At 66.9% G+C, this 16,716-nt stretch carries 12 protein-coding genes; 6 read left to right on the top strand and 6 right to left on the bottom strand.

Annotated elements, in window-relative coordinates:
- The first annotated feature begins 82 nt into the window (after window positions 1–82).
- A complete protein-coding gene (locus LK540_RS21165) occupies window positions 83–874 on the top strand; it encodes a PhzF family phenazine biosynthesis protein (protein ID WP_229439304.1) in 792 nt (263 codons plus the stop codon).
- Window positions 875–1,074: 200 nt separating this feature from the next.
- Here LK540_RS21165 and LK540_RS21160 read toward each other — a convergent pair whose 3' ends face one another.
- On the bottom strand, window positions 1,075–2,001 hold the full coding sequence (locus LK540_RS21160; RefSeq protein ID WP_229439303.1) for a LysR family transcriptional regulator: 927 nt from the start codon (window positions 1,999–2,001) through the stop codon (window positions 1,075–1,077).
- Window positions 2,002–2,096: 95 nt separating this feature from the next.
- Here LK540_RS21160 and metE point away from each other — a divergent pair, with 95 nt between their 5' ends.
- The 3 genes from metE to LK540_RS21145 all read left to right on the top strand — a co-directional run bounded on the left by metE (window position 2,097) and on the right by LK540_RS21145 (window position 10,066).
- Window positions 2,097–4,445, top strand: coding sequence for a 5-methyltetrahydropteroyltriglutamate--homocysteine S-methyltransferase (gene metE, locus LK540_RS21155; RefSeq protein ID WP_229439302.1), 2,349 nt, complete (start codon window positions 2,097–2,099; stop codon window positions 4,443–4,445).
- Between the two features lie 330 nt (window positions 4,446–4,775).
- Window positions 4,776–7,172: a TonB-dependent receptor domain-containing protein gene (locus LK540_RS21150; protein ID WP_229439301.1), complete on the top strand. Its 2,397-nt coding sequence runs from the start codon at window positions 4,776–4,778 to the stop codon at window positions 7,170–7,172.
- A gap of 50 nt (window positions 7,173–7,222) precedes the next feature.
- Window positions 7,223–10,066 (top strand): PAS domain-containing protein, encoded by a 2,844-nt coding sequence (locus LK540_RS21145; RefSeq protein ID WP_229439300.1) that lies wholly within the window; start codon window positions 7,223–7,225, stop codon window positions 10,064–10,066.
- A gap of 42 nt (window positions 10,067–10,108) precedes the next feature.
- Here LK540_RS21145 and LK540_RS21140 read toward each other — a convergent pair whose 3' ends face one another.
- A complete protein-coding gene (locus LK540_RS21140; RefSeq protein WP_229439299.1) occupies window positions 10,109–11,584 on the bottom strand; it encodes a sodium:alanine symporter family protein in 1,476 nt (491 codons plus the stop codon).
- Window positions 11,585–11,781: 197 nt separating this feature from the next.
- Between LK540_RS21140 and LK540_RS21135 the strand changes: the two genes are divergently transcribed.
- Complete coding sequence (locus LK540_RS21135; protein ID WP_229439298.1) at window positions 11,782–12,732, top strand: MYG1 family protein; 951 nt, start codon at window positions 11,782–11,784, stop codon at window positions 12,730–12,732.
- A gap of 151 nt (window positions 12,733–12,883) precedes the next feature.
- Here the strand turns inward: LK540_RS21135 and LK540_RS21130 are convergent, their stop codons facing one another.
- Both LK540_RS21130 and LK540_RS21125 read right to left on the bottom strand, forming a co-directional pair.
- Complete coding sequence (locus tag LK540_RS21130; RefSeq protein WP_229439297.1) at window positions 12,884–13,729, bottom strand: oxygenase MpaB family protein; 846 nt, start codon at window positions 13,727–13,729, stop codon at window positions 12,884–12,886.
- Window positions 13,730–13,921: 192 nt separating this feature from the next.
- Complete coding sequence (locus LK540_RS21125; RefSeq protein ID WP_229439296.1) at window positions 13,922–14,329, bottom strand: hypothetical protein; 408 nt, start codon at window positions 14,327–14,329, stop codon at window positions 13,922–13,924.
- A 148-nt stretch (window positions 14,330–14,477) separates the two neighbouring features.
- Between LK540_RS21125 and LK540_RS21120 the strand changes: the two genes are divergently transcribed.
- On the top strand, window positions 14,478–14,702 hold the full coding sequence (locus LK540_RS21120) for a hypothetical protein (protein ID WP_229439295.1): 225 nt from the start codon (window positions 14,478–14,480) through the stop codon (window positions 14,700–14,702).
- A gap of 1 nt (window position 14,703) precedes the next feature.
- On the opposite strand, the gene LK540_RS21115 is transcribed toward LK540_RS21120, so the two are convergent.
- Complete coding sequence (locus LK540_RS21115; RefSeq protein ID WP_229439294.1) at window positions 14,704–16,035, bottom strand: ATP-binding protein; 1,332 nt, start codon at window positions 16,033–16,035, stop codon at window positions 14,704–14,706.
- A complete protein-coding gene (locus LK540_RS21110) occupies window positions 16,032–16,694 on the bottom strand; it encodes a response regulator transcription factor (protein WP_229439293.1) in 663 nt (220 codons plus the stop codon). Before LK540_RS21110 ends, LK540_RS21115 begins: the two co-directional genes overlap by 4 nt.
- Between the last annotated feature and the right edge of the window lie 22 nt (window positions 16,695–16,716).

Raw genomic sequence — 16,716 nt, 5'->3', positions numbered from 1 at the left:
AAAAATTAAACGTGCAAACCGCACAAAACTACTGTATAAAAACACAGTATAACTGACGAGGTAAATTTGGCAAGGATCAGCAATGCGTGTTCATGAGTTCGATTGTTTTGGAGAAAAGCCTGGAGCAGGCAACCCGGCGCTGGTCGTCGAGGAAGGAAACGGCAACCCGGGCTGGCGCCGGGCGCTGGCGCGCGAGCGCGGGTTGACCTGTGTGTTCGTCGACCCCGGCGATGCCCCCGATGTGGCCGCGGTGCTGGATTACGTCTATCCGCACATGCGCAGTTCGCTGTGCGTGCACGCCACCCTGGCGGCGGCGGCGCTGCTGTTCGAGCGGCACGGGGCCGCTGCGCCGCTGACGGTCAAGACCGCGATGCACGGCCAGCCGCTGGTCCTGTCGCGCCTCGGCGATACGGTGTTCGTGCGGCTGGAGCGCCAGCAAGCGCCCGCGCTCGAGCTGGATACCGCCCTGCCGCTGCGCCTGCTGGCGGCGGCCGACCTGGTGCTGGCCAGCGCGCCGCGCGTGCTGTCGGTCGGCAGCCCGAAGCTGCTGCTGGAAGTAGCCGATGTCGGCACGCTGTACGGCTTGCAACCTGACCTGGCGCTGATCCACGTCTGGAGCAGGAACGCCGGCGTGAACGGCTGCTACGTCTGGTGCCGCACCGGCGATGGCGAGGTCGAGGGCCGCAACTTCAACCACCTCGAACCGGCGCTGGAAGACAGCGCCACCGGCGTGGCGGCGGGGGCGCTCACGCTGCTGCTGGGCCAGAGTGTGAACGTGCGCCAGGGCCGCGCCACCGGCCAATCCTGCTCCATCCGTACTGCGCTGGAAGGCGATGCCGTGCTGGTGGGCGGGCTGGTGAGCCGCGGCGCATAACATCGTTTTTATGTAGGGTGGGCACTTGTGCCCACGCGGTCGTACTCCAGCATACCTTCACAACTTCCCGGGATCGGGAAGATTGCAGGCCAGCTCAAAGGCTGCCGAGCATGCCGATGGTCAGACCGCGTGGGCACAAGTGCCATTCGTGGCCCGGCCCACCCTACTAACAACGCCGCTATCGGATGGGCGTGCTCCGCTCACAGCAAGGTAATCCCCGGCAAGGCCAGCAAGGACGTCTCGCGCATCACCTGCACGAAATCGACCAGGCAGGCATTTCCCGCCAGCCGCTTCGACGTGACCGCATACAGGCGCCCCGTCAAGCCCTCCGGCCCGATGCGCGAGCGCGCCACGTAGCCGCGCTCCAGGTAGCCGTTCACCGCCCACAGCGGCAGCGCCGCCAGTCCGCGTCCGCTGGCCACCAGCTGCAGCATCCCCACCGTCAACTCGGTCGTGCGCCGCGGCGGCTCGACGCCGGCCGGGCGCAGCACCTGGCGCACCAGGTCCAGCATGTCGTCCGGCACCGGGTAGGTGATCAGGGCCTGGCCCGCAAAATCCTGCGCCACCAGATAAGGCTTGGCGAGATACGGATGGTTCAGCGGCAGGATCGCCACCATTTCGAACTCGAACAGCGGATGGAAGTCCACGTCGGTCTCGCTCTCGTCCAGCTCCGACACGATCGCCACCTCGGCGCGGTCCTGGTGCAGCAGGCCGATCGGATCGGCCTGGAAGCCCGACACGATGTCCTGCTCGACTTCCGGCCAGCGCGCACGCAACGCGTCCATCGACGGCATCAGCCAGTCGAAGCAGGTATGGCATTCGACCGCGATGCGCAGCTTCCCGGTGGCGTTGCTGGTCAGGCGCGCCAGGTCGCGCTCGGCCGCGCCGATGTGCGGCAAGACCTGCTCGGCCAGCGCCAGCAAGCGCTGGCCGGCAGCCGTAAACGCCACCGGCGACGACTTGCGTTCAAACAGCCCGGTCTCGTATTGCCGCTCCAGCGCCAGCACTTGGTGCGACAGCGCCGACTGCGTCACGTTGAGCAATTGCGCGGCGCGCGAGATGGTGCCGGCCTCTTTCAGCGCCAGCAGGGTGCGCAGGTGGCGCAGTTCAAGAATGGAAGTAGCCATGAATGATTTTCACGTTTAGTCGAAATTTTTTCGTTTGAATTATGCATGAGTTCTGACGAAAATCGTTAGCATCATTCATACGAACTGGATTTATCATGATCAAGATTCATACATTAGGCTATCCACGCATCGGCCTGCAACGCGAGCTGAAGTTCGCCCTCGAACGCCACTGGCGCGGCGAAACAAGCGAAGCGCAACTGGAAGCGACCGCCGCCGAACTGCGTGCGCGCCACTGGCAGCAGCAGGCGAACGCCGGGCTGGACTTCGTCACTGTCGGCGACTTCGCCTTCTACGATCATGTGGCGAACCACATCCAGCTGTTCGGCTGCGAGCCGGCGCGCTTCGGTTTTGACGGCAGCGAGTCGGCGCTGGCGCGTTACTTCACCCTCGCCCGCGGGGTGGCAAACGAGGTGGCAAACGAGGAAGCACACGCGCACGGCGCAGGATGCTGCGGCGGCCAGCAAGGCGGCAAGCCGGCACTGGAAATGACCAAGTGGTTCGACACCAACTACCACTACCTGGTCCCCGAGTTCGATGCCGCCACCAGCTTCGCGCTGGCGCCCGAGCGCCTGCTGGCCGAAATGGCGCAAGCCCGGGCCCTGGGCCACAAGGTCAAGGTGGCGCTGATCGGTCCCCTGACCTTCCTCTGGCTCGGCAAAGCCAGGCAGGACGGCTTCGACAAGCTCGACCTGCTCGACACCCTGCTGCCCGCCTACGTGCAGCTGCTGGTGCAGTTGAAAGCGGCCGGCGCCGAATGGGTACAGGTCGACGAACCGATCCTCGGCCTGGACCTGCCGGGCGCCTGGCTGCTCGCCTTTGAACGCGCCTACCACACGCTGGCCACGGCCGGCCTGCCGCTGCTGCTGGCCACCTACTTCTCGCCGCTCGAAGGCCAGCTGAGCATCGCCTGCAAGCTGCCGGTGGCCGGCCTGCACGTCGACGGCGTACGCGCCGCCCACGAGCTGCAATCGGTGACCGACTGGCTGCCCGATAACAAGGTGCTCTCGGTCGGCATCGTCGATGGCCGCAACATCTGGCGCACCGACCTCGATCGCGCCCTCGCCTGCCTCAAGCCGCTAGCACAGCGCCGCCGCGGCGAACTCTGGCTCGCGCCATCGTGCTCGCTGCTGCACGTGCCGCTGTCGCTGCGCGAAGACGCCGCCATCGACGTCGAACTGCGCGGCTGGCTCGCCGGCGCCGCGGAAAAGCTTGACGAACTGCGCATCCTGCGCAATGCCCTGGTCGAAGGCGACGGCAGCGTCTATCTGGAACTGTGCGCCTCGCGCGCGGCGGTGGAAGCGCGCGCCAACAGCCCGCGCGTGCGCAAGCGCGCCGTGCGGGAACGCGTCGACACGCTCGCGGCGGATGCCGACCGCCGATCGAGTCCCTTCGCCGTGCGCCAGGCCGCGCAGCAGGATCGTTTCGACCTGCCGCTGTACCCGACCACCACGATCGGCTCCTTCCCGCAAACGGCCGCCATCCGCGCCGCACGCGCCGCCTTCAAGCGCGGCGAACTGGTGCAGGACGGCTATGAAGCGGCGATGCGGCGCGAGATCGAACAGGCCGTGCGCGAACAGGAAGCCCTCGATATCGACGTGCTGGTGCATGGCGAGGCCGAGCGCAACGACATGGTTGAGTACTTCGGCGAGCAGCTCGACGGCTTCGCCTTTACGGCCAACGGCTGGGTCCAATCCTACGGCTCGCGCTGCGTGAAGCCGCCGGTGCTGTTCGGCGATGTCGCCCGTTCCACCGCGATGACGGTGGCCTGGACCGCCTACGCTCAAAGCCTCACCACGCGTCCGGTGAAGGGCATGCTGACCGGCCCGGTCACGATCCTGCAATGGTCGTTCGTGCGCGACGACCAGCCGCGTTCGACCACCGCCCTGCAGATCGCGCTGGCGATCCGCGACGAAGTGCGCGACCTGGAAGCGGCCGGCATTGGCATCATCCAGATCGACGAACCGGCAATCCGCGAAGGCCTGCCGCTGCGCCGCGCTGCCTGGCGCGACTACCTCGGCTGGGCCGCGCGCGCCTTCCGCATTTCGGCGTCCGGCATCGCGGATACGACCCAGCTGCACACCCACATGTGCTACTCCGAGTTCAACGACATCCTGCCTGGGATCGCATCGATGGATGCCGACGTCATCACCATCGAAACCAGCCGCTCGGACATGGAACTGCTGCGCGGGTTCGGCGACTTCGCCTACCCGAACGCGATCGGGCCGGGCGTGTACGACATCCACTCGCCACGGGTGCCGTCGGTGGACGACATCGCCCGGCTGATGCGCAAGGCGGCCGAGGTGATCCCGGCGGCGAATTTGTGGGTGAATCCGGATTGCGGCCTGAAGACCCGGGCCTGGCTTGAGACGCGGGCGGCGCTGCGCAACATGGTGGAGGCGGCGAAGGTGTTGCGTAGCGAGGCATTGCAAGGCAAAGCCGCGTAATCGCGTAGGGTGGGTTCTCGAACCCACCATTCACCGCATGCATGTCGAATGATCGTCCGTTGTATTGGTGGGTTCGAGAACCCACCCTACATGCTGTTGATGTTCGTAGGGTGGACTCCTGAGTCCACGCTGTACCACGGTTAAATATTCGAGATGCATGCCATGCACAGCGTGGACTCGGGAGTCCACCCTACGAAAACCTGCACCGAAACCATGCACCCGGCATTGTCATCCACGCCATTTCGGTGCATCCGTTGTGTTTCAGACACACCCAGTAGTTGAGTCTGCCAATATTGGCTAGCATGCAAGTTTGCCTAACTGGAGATGTGCGTGTTCAAACCGACTCAATTGCGCCGCGCCGTGCTGCTTGGCCTGTATGGCAGCAGCGCCCTGGCCGCCTTCGTTCCCCCGGCCTTTGCCCAGACCGCCACGCCTGAAGCGGCCGAGAACACCACGATGCAAAGCGTGCACGTGGTCGGCACCCGCCGCACCGGCGCCGCATCGAGCACCGACACGCCGGTCCCGGTCGACGTCATCCCGATGACGCGCCTGGCCGAACAGGGCAGCCAGTTCGACCTGTCGCAGACGCTGACCAACATCTCCCCTTCGTTCAACTCGACCCGCCAGAGCGGCGCCGACGGCGCCGACCTGGTCGATTCCGCCGCCCTGCGCGGCCTCGGTTCCGACCAGACCCTGGTGCTGGTGAACGGCAAGCGCCGCCACACCACCGCCCTCGTCAATTTGTTCGGCGCGCGCAACCGCGGCAACACCGGCACCGACCTGAACGCGATCCCGCTGATGGCGATCCGTAACGTGCAGGTGCTGCGCGACGGCGCCGCCGCCCAGTACGGCTCGGACGCCATCGCCGGCGTGATGAACATCGAACTCAAGAAAAGCCTGGGCTGCGAAGCGGTGGCCGGCTGGGGCCAGTACAAGGAAGGCGACGGCGACAACTACCTGGCATCGGCCTACTGCGGCATCCCGGTGGCCGGTGGCAGCTTCGGCATCACCACCGAATACCTGTACCGCGGCCGCTCGAACCGCGCCGAGGAAGGCAACCCGCGCATCATCGGCGACAGCAAGACCGAAAACCAAACGGTTTACATCAATGGCGACGTCGCACTCGGCGAGGGCAAGCTCTACCTCACCGGCGGCGTGCAGCGCCGCGACGCGTCGAGCGCCGCCTTTGCGCGCGGCGGCCTGGGCACCGACGACATCCCGACCCGCAACTCGGCCGCCATGTACCCGAACGGCTTCGTCCCCTTCATCAACGGCGACCTGAAGGACCGCTACGCCACCGCCGGCTACCGCACCAAGCTCGGCGAATGGAGCGGCGACTTCTCCCAGACCTACGGCTACAACCGCCTCGACTACACCATCGCCAACACGCTGAACGCCTCGATCGCGAACCTCGACCTGACGAACGGCGGCGCCGGCATCAGCCCGAGCTCGTTCAGCGCCGGCGGCTTCGACTTCCGCCAGCTGACCACCAACGCCGACTTCAGCCGCTACTACGGCAACGTCCTGAACGGCCTGAACGCCGCCTTCGGCTTCGAATACCGCAACGAGCAATACCGCATCTTCTCGGGCGAACAGGGTTCCTGGATCGACGCCGACGGCGTGGGCATCGGCGGCGCCGGCGGCAGCCAGGGCTTCCCGGGCTTCCAGCCGGGCGACGCCACCAAGCGCAGCCGCCACAGCACCGCCGCTTATCTGGATCTCGAAGCCGACGTCACTGAGCGCCTGAAAGTGCAGGCCGCGCTGCGCCACGAGCGCTTCTCCGACTTCGGCTCGACCACCGACGGCAAGCTGGCCGCCGCCTTCAAGCTCGGCGGCGACGTGCTGCTGCGCGCCTCGGCCAGCACCGGCTTCCGCGCGCCGTCGCTGCAGCAGGTCTACTTCTCTTCCACCTTCACCGACTTCGTCAGCGGCGTGCCGCTCGACGTGGTGCTGGCGCCGAACGGCGGCCCGGTGGCCAACGCTGCCGGCATCCCAAAACTGAAGGAAGAAAAGTCGAAGAGCTTTACCGTCGGCGCCACCTGGACGCCGTCGCAGACCACGTCCGTCACGGCCGATCTGTACCGCATCGACATCGACGACCGCATCGTGCTGTCGGGCCGCTTCGACGCCGACAACTACCCGGCCCTGGGCGCCACGCTGCAGACGCTGGGCGTGGGCCAGGCCCAGTTCTTCGTCAACTCGGTCGACACCGAAACCAAGGGCCTGGACATCACGGCCGCGCACCGCATGCCGTTGGGCGCCGGCCGCCTGAACACCTTCCTGGCCCTGAACTTCAGCAAGACCGAAGTGGCTGGCGTGCACGCGCCAAGCGCCCTGGCCGGCTTCGAGGACGTGCTGCTGTCGGAACGCGAACGCCTGTTCATCGAGCAGGGCGGCCCGCGCCGCAAGGCCACGCTCGGCTTCGAATACAGCCTCGGTAAATTCGGGTCGGACTTCCGCATCATCCACTTCGGCCCGCAGACGCTCGGCACCTTCTCGGGCCCGCCGGTGCCGAACGCCTACTACAAGGCGAAGACCTCGGCCGACCTCTCGTTCAGCTGGTCGTACAGCGAGAATACCAGGCTGACCCTGGGCGCGACCAACATCTTCAACGTCAAGCCGACCACGCAGGACGAGAACGAAACCGACAACGGCTTCAAGTACGAGAGCGTGCAGTTCGGCCTGAACGGCGCGGCCTATTTCGCGCGCCTGTGGCACAAGTTCTGATCGCGTGAAATATCCGCGGGGAGCCGGCGCGCGTCGATTTATAATCGGGCATGACCGAATCGCCGGAACCCCGCTCCGCCATCAGCAGCACCGACTCGCAGCAACTGGCTGACGAGGCGGTCGCCATCCTGGAAAGCATCTCCGACGGTTATTTTTCGGTCAACCGGCAAGGCGAAATCGCCTATGTGAACCGCCAGGCCGAACACATCCTCGACGTGCGCCGCGAGCAGATCCTCGGCAAAGCCATGGGCGACGCCTATCCCGGCCTGGCCGGCACGGCGTTCGAGGAAGCCTACGTCAGGGCGATCCGCGAAAAGACCGTCACCGACGTCACGGCCTTCTATCCCGACCACGGCAAGTGGTACGAGGTGCGGATTTCGCCCGCCGCGAATGGCCTCACCTTTTATTTCCGCGACGTGACGGCCCAGGTAGCGACCGAGCAGGCGCTGCGCGAGAGCGAACGCAGTTTCCGCCAGCTGGCTGAATCGATCCCGCAGATCGTCTGGATCGTCACCGCCTCGGGCCAGGCCATCTACTTCAACCGGGTGTGGGAAGACTATACCGGGGTGCCGGTCGACGCCGCCACGCCGGCCGAAGTGGCCAACGCCTTCATCCACCCCGAGGACGGCGCCGCCACCATGGCCGCATGGGACAAAGCCTATGCAACGGGCAGCGCCTTCCAGGCCGAGCACCGCATCCGCTCGAAGAACGGCAGCTACCGCTGGTTCCTGGTGCGCGCAGAACCCTACTGGAATGCCGGCGGTGTCATCGAGCGCTGGTTCGGCACCTCGACCGACGTCCACGAAACCAAGCTGGCCAGGGTGGCGCTCGCCGCGGGCGAGGAGCGCTACCGCTCGCTGTTCGAGACGCTGGAAACGGCGGGCCGGCGCCACGCCTTCCAGCTGGCCCTGGCCGACCGCATCCGGCCCCTGACCGACCCCGAGGAAGTGACCGCCGCCGCCAGCGAACTGCTTGGCAAGCAGCTCGGCGGCAAGCGCGTGGTGTACGGCGAGACCGACGCCGCTGGCGCCTGGATCCAGATGCTGCCCGACTGGACCGACGGCAGCATGGCCTCGATGCGCGGCGTGCGCCTGCGCCTCGACGACTTCGGCGTGGCCGCGGTCGATCTGCTGCGCGCCGGCCGCAAGCTGGTGCTCGACGACGTCACGCGCGACGCCGCCACGGCCCCGCATGCCGCGGCCTACCGCGCCGCCGGCATGGGCGCGGCCCTTGGCATTCCGCTGATGAAGAACGGCCGCCTGCACGCCGTGCTGAGCGTGCACCACGACCAGCCGCATCACTGGAGCGCCGAGCACATCGCCATGGCCGAGGACATGGTCGACCGCACCTGGTTTGCGCTGGAAAGCGCGCGCGCCCAGGCCGCGCTGCGCGCCGAACGCGACCGCAGCCAGCAGATCTTCGACAACATGGCCGAGGGCATCGGCCTGCTCGACAGCGACTGGACGATCCTGCAGGTCAACGAGCTCGGCGCGCGCCTGGCGCGGCGCGAGCACGCCGAGCTGGTCGGGCGCGACATGTGGAGCGTGCTGCCGCACCTGGTGGGCGGGCCAATCGAGGCGCTGTACCGGCGCGTGCGCGCACGGCAGACGCCCGAGACCCTGGAGTACAGCTACCTGCTCGACAGCGGCGCCACGGCCTGGCTCGAGATTCGCGCCTACCCGCTGCCCGAGGGGCGGCTGGCCGTGTTCTACCGCGACATCAGCGAACGCAAGGCGGCCGAGGCCAGGCTGCGCGAAGCCGACCGCCGCAAGGACGAGTTCCTTGCCATGCTGGCGCACGAGCTGCGCAACCCGCTGGCGCCGATCGGCGCGGCGGCCCACCTGCTGCGCATGGGCAGGCTCGATGAGGCGCGCGTGCGCCACACCAGCCAGATCATCGGGCGCCAGGTCGACCACATGACCCACCTGATCAACGACCTGCTCGACGTTTCGCGCGTCACGCGCGGCCTGGTCGAACTCGATATGGCGCCGCTCGACATCCGGCACGTGGTCACCGACGCCGTCGAGCAGGTGGCGCCGCTGATGCAGGCGCGCGGCCACCACCTGCAGTCGCACATCCCGCCGGACACCACGATCGTCCTGGGCGACAAGAAGCGCCTGGTGCAGGTGCTGGCGAATATCCTGAACAACGCCGCCAAGTACACCGACGAAGGCGGCCGCATCGCCCTCACCTCGGAAGTGCGCGCCGACCACGTGCTGATCGCGGTGGCCGACAACGGCATCGGCATGACGCCGGAACTGGCGGCGCGCGCCTTCGAGCTGTTCGCCCAGGCCGAGCGCAGCTCGGACCGCTCGGCCGGCGGCCTGGGCCTGGGCCTGGCGCTGGTGAAAAGCCTGGTCGAACTGCACGGCGGCAGCGTCACCTGCACCAGCCCGGGGCCGGGCCAGGGCAGCTGCTTCAGCGTCTGCCTGCCGCGCCTGCATGCCGGCGCCGCGCCCGACCCCGCCGCCATCAACGATGCCGCCTCGGCGCCGGGTAGCCCGGCCCTGCGCGTGCTGGTGGTCGACGACAATGCCGATGCGGCGGCCATGCTGGCCATGGTGCTGGAGACCTACGGCCACCAGGTGGCGGTCGAACACGGCTCGCTGGCCGCACTGGCGCGCGCGCAAGGCGAACGCCCTCACGTGTGCATCCTCGACATCGGCCTGCCCGACATCGACGGCTATGAACTGGCCGGGCGCCTGCGCGCGCAGCCCGAGACGGGCGACACGGTGCTGGTGGCGGTGACCGGCTACGGCCACGACAGCGACCGCCGCAAGGCCCTGGCCGCCGGCTTCGACCACCACCTGGTGAAGCCGGCCGACACCGCGCAACTGGCAGCAATCCTGGCCGGCATCGGCAAGGCCCGGCGCATGGGCGACCCGAAACGATAACGGCAGCCGAAGCTGCCGTCCTTGCTGCTCGCACCGGCCGGATCAATCGGCCAGGTGCACATCCTTCGCATTGCTACGCTTGCCGTCGGCCACGCGCTGCTCCCAGTAATGCGCATTCGCGATGCCCAGCGCCAGCGGATCGAACTGCGGGTCCTTGCCCAGCTTCTTCTGCGCCTCGTAGTCGCGCAGGCACTTGAAGGCGACGTTGCGCAGCAGGACGATGGCCACCAGGTTCAGCCAGGCCATCAGGCCGACGCCGATGTCGCCCAGCGCCCAGGCCAGGTCGGCGGTCTTGACGGTGCCGTAGACGGTGGCGGCGATGATCGCCACCTTCAGCACGAACTTCATCCACGGATGGCGCGCATGGCGGTCGATGTAGGCGATGTTCGTTTCGGCGATGTAGTAATAGGCGACGATGGTGGTGAACGCGAAGAACAGCAGCGCCACCGCGACAAAGATCGCGCCGAAGCCCGGCATCACGTTCTCCAGCGCGGTCTGCACGTAGCCCGGACCGCTGGCCACGCCGTGCACGCCGGTGTACATCGCCACGCCGTTCGGGCCTTCGACGTTGTACTGGCCGGTAATGAGCAGCATGAAGGCGGTGGCCGAGCACACGAACAGGGTGTCGACATACACCGAGAAGCCCTGCACCAGGCCCTGCTTGGCCGGGTGGCTCACTTCCGCCGCCGACGATGCGTGCGGACCGGTGCCCTGGCCGGCCTCGTTCGAGTACACGCCGCGCTTCACGCCCCACTGGATGGCCATGCCGATGATGGCGCCGAAGCCCGCGTCCAGGCCGAAGGCCGAGCTGAAGATCAGCTTCAGCACGCCGGGCAGCTGACCGATGTTCAGGAAGATGATGACGCAGGCGACGATGATGTAGCCGAGCGCCATGAAGGGCACGATGATCTCGGCAAAGGTGGCGATCCGTTTCACGCCGCCGAAGATGATGAAGCCGAGCGCGATCGCCAGCAGCGCCGCGGTGACATTGCGGTCGATGCCGACCGCGGTCTGCAGGCCTTCGGCGATGGAGTTGGCCTGCACGCCCGGCAGCAGCAGGCCGGTGGCGAGGATGGTGGCGAAGGCAAAGGTCAGCGCATACCACTTCATGCCCAGGCCCTTCTCGATGTAGAAGGCCGGGCCGCCGCGGTACTGGTTGGCGATCTGCTCCTTGTAGACCTGGCCGAGCGTGGACTCGACAAAGGCGGAACTGGCGCCGAGGAAGGCCACGGCCCACATCCAGAACACGGCGCCGGGGCCGCCGAAGGTGATGGCGGTGGCGACGCCGGCGATGTTGCCGGTGCCGACGCGGCCGGCCAGGGTCATGGTCAACGCCTGGAACGACGAGACGCCCTGCTCCGAGCTTTTACCTTCGAACATCAGGCGCGTCATCTCGCGCACGTGGCGCACTTGCAGGAAGCGTGAGCGCAGCGAAAAATACAGGCCCACGGCCAGGCAGAGCACGACCAGGGCCGGGCTCCAGACAATGCCATTGATAGTGCTGACCAACTCGTTCATCTACATCATCCTCTTCGGTTTTGGATACACGGCGGTTATCGTTGACGATCGAAATGTTGCCCGATCTTCAAGTGGAAGAAGATACCGTATGGCTGAGAGAACGCCAATTCTTTTGTGCACGGCCTCCGGATGTTCGCCGTGCTTTCCCGAAGCCGGTATCATCCGCATTCGCCTAAAAGAATTGAACTGGAGTTTCCATGGTCATCGTGACCCACAACGGCAAGTTCCATGCGGATGATGCATGGGCTTGCGCCGTCCTGCAGATTTTGTTTCCCGACGCCGAGCTGGTACGTACGCGCGACGGCGCCGTCATCGAGGCGGCCGACTTCGCCGTCGACGTCGGCGGCATCTGGGACCCGGCCAGCGGCCGCTTCGACCATCACCAGAAAGGTTTCGACGGCGCCCGCCCCACCGGCGTGCCCTATGCCAGCGCCGGCCTGGTCTGGCGCGAATACGGCGCGCGCTGCGTCGCCGCCCTCGCCCTGCAGCACATCGGCCGCGAATTAAAGGACAGCACGGCCCAGGAGATGGCCTACGCCATCGACGCCGACATCGTGCAATACCTGGATTTGTCGGACGTCGGCGCCGCCAAGAACGCGCCGGGCGGCTATGGCCTGTCGGCCATCGTTTCCGGCTTCAACCCGAACTGGCTCGACGAAGAGCGCATCGGCTACGGCGCGCCGACCGAAGCCTACCGCCTGCAGGAATTCCGCCGCGCCATGGCGCTGCTGACCGACATCATGGTCAATTCCGTGAAATACCGCGTCGGCGCGTTGCTGGCCGTAGAACAGGTGCGCGACGCCGAGACGCTCGAAAACGGACGCCTGCTGTATTTGCGCAACAGCGCCCTGCCCTGGTCCAGCATCGTGCGCAAGGAAATGCCGAAGGTGCTGTTCGTGATCAGCCACAGCATCGGCGAACAGCGCTACATGCTGCACACGGTCTCGGTCAGCACGGAAAGTTTCGAAGCCCGTGCCGATCTGCCCGCGCTCTGGGCAGGATTGCGCGATGCCGACCTGGCGGCGGTGACTGGCGTACCCGACGCCACCTTCTGCCACAACGGCCGCTTCATCGCCGCCGCCAAGTCCTACGAGGGCGTGCTGGCGATGGCAAAACAGGCCTTGCAGGCCGTCGACGCCGGCAACTGAACAGCGGGGGTCAGGTCTGACATTCGGACACGGGCTCGGCTTTAAGGCTCGATGGCCGGTCGGGGAAGGGAGATTGCGCCTGCAGGAATCCGCGCCTACAGTCGAGTTTGTGTCCGTTTGTCAGACCTGACCCCGGCTGTTCAATTCAGACCTAGCCCCGGCTTTTCAACCGGCGGGCTGCCTGTGCCGGCGGCATATCACCCAGCGGCAGCAAGGCGGCCGAACGGGCCAGGGTGCGCACCAGGGCTGCTTCGCCAAAGCGCAGGCCGTGGCCGTGCAATTGCGGCAGCGAACGCACCGGTTCCGGGGTGATGTCCACGGCGGCGCGCACCAGCAGGCGCTGCAGCGGACGCATGGGTGCAGGCAGGATCGCTGCCGTGCGCATGATTTCCAGAAACGCGGCCAGGGTGGCGGACCCTTCCAGCGCGGTAGCGGCCAGCAGCGCTTCCCATTCGGCCCATGCACGCGGCAGGCCGGTGGCGCCGTATAGCCGTGCCGAGGCCGCCGACTCGATGAAAGCCATATCCTTTTCCTGCGCCGACAAGGGCCGTGCATAACGGTGATAGGCTTCGGTGAAGCCGAACACGGCGGTTGCCTGCACCCAGTCGAGCAGGCGCGGATCGTTCGCGTGGTAGGCCAGCCCATCGGGCGTGCTGCCGCGCACGTGGCCATGCATGCGCACCACGCGTGCGATCAATTGTTCTGCGGCCGAACGAGGGCCATACACCGTCATCATCGCCGCGTAGCCGGTACGGCGCAGGCGCATGCCGGGGTCGCGCTGGAAACTGCTATGGTCCCACACGCCCGAGCGCACCGAGGGTTCGGCCAGCTCCAGCAAGACGGCCGTCACGCCGCCCACGAACAGGGAAACCGGGTTCGCGAACACGCGCCAGGTGACGCCATCCATTGGCGCCAGGGCCGGCTCGCCGGCCGGCTGGCTGAAGTCGAATTCCATGCCCGGTGGCGGGCGAAGCAGATCCTGGATGGCTTGCAGCATGAGGCAGGCGTTCTTGTCGGTGGCGCATGGCGGCGCCGTACGGTGGCGACGACGCGGCAAGCCCGCGCGAAAGCAGGCCCCGCGCCGAAGCCGGGGCTGCAAAGCGACACAGCCCCGGTTATGGCGGGGCCGGGTGTGTCAAGCACCGGTCAGGCGCTTGCCAGGCGAAGCATGGCTTCGCCAGTCAGCGTATTACTTCGATGCGTCCTGGATTTTTTCGCCAGCGCGTTCGACGGCACGGCCGGTGGCAGCGGTGGCATCGCTTGCGCCTTCCTTGATGTTCTGGCCGGCTTCGCGCGATTCCTGGCGCACTTCGGCGCCGGCTTCACGCATCTTTTCGCCGGCACGGTCGGTGGCCTGGTCGATGTTCTCGCCAGCACGCTCGGCGGCGTTTTCCATGTTGGCGGCGGCGCGGTCGGTGGCGGCGTCGACGCGCTCGGCGCCTTCGCGGGCAGCGGCGGCGGTGTTGGCGCCGGCGTTATCGATGGCGGCGCCGGCTTCCTGGGCAGGGCCCATGTTCGGATTGTCGTCGGCTTTCTTGCAGCCGGTGGCGACCATGGCGACGGCCAGCATCAGAGCGGGGATGGTGATTTTTTTCATGATGAGCTCCAAATCAAAAGTTGTAATTTAGATTACATCTTTCTGCGGAAGCACGTCACACGATTGATGTAAGGAGTGTAACGAAACGTAATGACAAGTGTGACTTGCGTGGCCCACAATGTGCTCTGCCGTATGCACAGTGCGTGCGATGCGCATGGTAGGATGGGACATGGACCGCCGCACCGACTACAAGACCGCCCTCCTCATCCACACCATCGTCAACACCCCGGCGGATGAGAGCCAACCCTCGCCTGCGCGCGAGCTGGCGAAGATGGGCGTGCCGTTCGAGGTGGCGCGGCGCGTGCTCACGCGGCCGGCCGAGCGGCGCCATCAGTTTCCGTCGCGCGACCTGCCGATGAACCTGCGTTCGTAGTTCAGGCCTTCCCCATCGGGAAGCGCACGACTGCCGCCAGCCCACCCAGCCGTTCCGACTTGTCGAGCTTCAAGCTCGCCCCATGGCGCTCGGCAATCGCCTTGATGATCGCCAGCCCCAGCCCGCTGCCGGCGGCCTCGCTGCCGGCCACCCGGTAGAAGCGGTCGAACACGCGCTCGCGTTCTTCCGGCGGGATGCCCGGCCCGCTGTCTTCGACGCTGACCACGGCGGCGCCACCTTCCAGCCGCAGCGCGATGTCGACGGTGCCGCCGCTTGGGGTGTACTTCACCGCGTTCTCGACCAGGTTGCGCAGCAGGATGTGCAGGGCGTCGGGCTGGCCGGCGACGCTGGCTTCGTCGGCATGCTGCAGGCCGAGGTCGATGTTCTTGGCCTGGGCCAGGCCGGCCAGGTCGCCCACCGTGCGCCGGGCCAGTTCGGCCAGGTCGACCGATTTGGTGGCCGCGCCGTTCGCCGCCGAGGCTTCCTGGCGCGCCAGCACCAGCAGCTGCTCGACCAGGCGCGTGGCGCGGTCGATGCCGGCGGTCAGGCGCGCCACGGCCGTCTTGCGCGCTTCCGGGTTGTCGGCGCGGTCCAGGCTTTGCGCCTGCAGGCGCAGGGCGGCGAGCGGCGTGCGCAGCTCGTGGGCGGCGTCGGCCACGAAATGCTGCTGGGCGTCGAAGGCCGTTTTCACGCGCCCGAACAGCAGGTTCAATTCATGCACCAGCGGACGCACCTCGTCCGGCAGGCCGGCTTCCGATACCGGAGACAGGTCGTCGGCCTGGCGCGCCGCCACCTGCTTGCGCACGCGCGCCACCGGCTGCAGCGAGCCGCTCACCACCCACCACACCACCAGCATCAGGATCGGCATCATGACGGCCGTGGGCCCGAGCGTGCGCAGGGCCAGGTTGCCGGCCATGTTGCGGCGCACGGCCAGGTCCTGCGCCACCTGCACGGTCTGGCCGGAAGTCTGGATCGAGAACACGCGGTAGGTGGTGCCGTTGGCCTTGACGTTGGAGAAGCCGAGCACCGCGCGCTGCGGCAGGCGCGCGCGCGAGACGCTGTGGAACACCTGCACGCCGTCCGGCGACCACATCTGCACCACCAGGTCATCGTTGCCTGGGGCTTCCTCCAGCTTTTCGCGCGCCTCGGTGTTCGACAGCGGCGTGCTCGATCGCAGCGACAGCGCCATCTGCTGCATGTGGTAGTCGAAGATCTGGTCGGCGTCCGAGAGCGCCGTGTTGTAGGCGATCGAGGCTTGCGCCAGCGCCGCCAGCGTGATGGCCGCCAGCAGGAACCATAACAGGCGCCCGCGCAGCGAGTGGGTCATTCTCATGCCTTCGGTACCATGTAGCCGACGCCGCGCACGTTCTGGATCAAGTCGCTCCCCAACTTCTTGCGCAGGCCGTGGATATAGACCTCGACCGCGTTGCTGCTGACTTCATCGCGCCAGCTGTAGAGCTTTTCCTCGAGCTGGGCGCGCGAGAGCACGGCGCCGGGGCGCGCCACCAGGGCTTCCAGCACGGCCCATTCGCGCGCCGACAGCGACACCGGCTCGCCGTCGACCAGGGTTTCGCGGGTGGCGGGGTTGATCGAGATGTTCTTGTATTCGAAGATGGGCTCGGCGCGGCCGGCGGCGCGGCGCAGCAAGGCGCGGATGCGCGCCAGCAGTTCGTCGAGGTCGTAGGGTTTCAGGACATAGTCGTCGGCGCCGGCATCGAGCCCGGCGATGCGCTGGGCAACCGAGTCGCGCGCGGTGGCGACCAGCACCGGAGTACGGTCCTTGCGGGTGCGCATGGAGCGCAGGACATCGAGGCCGTCCTTGCGCGGCAGGCCCAGGTCGAGCAGGACCAGGTCGTAGTTCTGGTTCTGCACCAGGGCCGTGTCGGCCATTTCGCCGTCTTTCACCCAATCGACGGCGTAGTGCTCGGCCCGCAGCAGGTCGAGCACCACTTCACCAATCATCGTATCGTCTTCAACTAACAACAGCCGCATCGCCTTACCTCTTGTGTGTGAT

Source organism: Massilia sp. IC2-278 (genome assembly GCF_020708045.1).
In the GTDB taxonomy this organism is placed as follows: domain Bacteria; phylum Pseudomonadota; class Gammaproteobacteria; order Burkholderiales; family Burkholderiaceae_D; genus Telluria.
The sequence above is the reverse complement of the archived record's forward strand: the minus strand, read 5'-3'. Positions and strand labels throughout refer to the sequence as shown.

Excerpts from the sequence above, each read along its gene's own strand:
- LK540_RS21165 (WP_229439304.1), top strand. The coding sequence starts at position 83 with ATGCGTGTTCATGAGTTCGATTGTTTTGGAGAAAAGCCTGGAGCAGGC.
- LK540_RS21160 (WP_229439303.1), bottom strand. The coding sequence starts at position 2,001 with ATGGCTACTTCCATTCTTGAACTGCGCCACCTGCGCACCCTGCTGGCG.
- metE (WP_229439302.1), top strand. The coding sequence starts at position 2,097 with ATGATCAAGATTCATACATTAGGCTATCCACGCATCGGCCTGCAACGC.
- LK540_RS21145 (WP_229439300.1), top strand. The coding sequence starts at position 7,223 with ATGACCGAATCGCCGGAACCCCGCTCCGCCATCAGCAGCACCGACTCG.
- LK540_RS21140 (WP_229439299.1), bottom strand. The coding sequence starts at position 11,584 with ATGAACGAGTTGGTCAGCACTATCAATGGCATTGTCTGGAGCCCGGCC.
- LK540_RS21135 (WP_229439298.1), top strand. The coding sequence starts at position 11,782 with ATGGTCATCGTGACCCACAACGGCAAGTTCCATGCGGATGATGCATGG.
- LK540_RS21130 (WP_229439297.1), bottom strand. The coding sequence starts at position 13,729 with ATGCTGCAAGCCATCCAGGATCTGCTTCGCCCGCCACCGGGCATGGAA.
- LK540_RS21125 (WP_229439296.1), bottom strand. The coding sequence starts at position 14,329 with ATGAAAAAAATCACCATCCCCGCTCTGATGCTGGCCGTCGCCATGGTC.
- LK540_RS21120 (WP_229439295.1), top strand. The coding sequence starts at position 14,478 with ATGCGCATGGTAGGATGGGACATGGACCGCCGCACCGACTACAAGACC.
- LK540_RS21115 (WP_229439294.1), bottom strand. The coding sequence starts at position 16,035 with ATGAGAATGACCCACTCGCTGCGCGGGCGCCTGTTATGGTTCCTGCTG.
- LK540_RS21110 (WP_229439293.1), bottom strand. The coding sequence starts at position 16,694 with ATGCGGCTGTTGTTAGTTGAAGACGATACGATGATTGGTGAAGTGGTG.